The organism is Aquitalea sp. ASV11, assembly GCF_016429185.1.
Lineage (GTDB): Bacteria > Pseudomonadota > Gammaproteobacteria > Burkholderiales > Chromobacteriaceae > Aquitalea > Aquitalea pelogenes.
The window spans coordinates 1-296 of sequence record NZ_JAELUD010000303.1; the positions used below are offsets into that span (position 1 = coordinate 1).

General features: G+C 68.2%; 1 protein-coding gene. It reads left to right on the forward strand.

The annotated features are described in order from the left end of the window. Window positions 1-195 (forward strand): hypothetical protein (locus JHD62_RS22275; protein ID WP_199104693.1); only part of this gene is annotated, 195 nt, incomplete at its 5' end. Window positions 196-296: the final 101 nt, after the last annotated feature.

Sequence of the window (296 nt, forward strand, 5' to 3'; positions counted from 1 at the left end):
CCCCCCCCCCCCCCCCCCCCCCCCCCCCCCCCCCCCCCCCCCCCCCCCCCCCCCCCCCCCCCCCCCCCCCCCCCCCCCCCCCCCCCCCCCCCCCCCCCCCCCCCCCCCCCCCCCCCCCCCACACCACATCTTACTGTTCGTCGGCAGCGTCAGATGTGTATAAGAGACAGCTATTTGGCAAGCAAGAATTGCTGAAGACATTTTAAAGCAGTTTTCGACGAGAGGATGAAAGATGAGCCTGTTTGATCAGTTGGGTGGTTTGCTGGGTGGTCAGAGCAATGATATGGCGGGTGCTG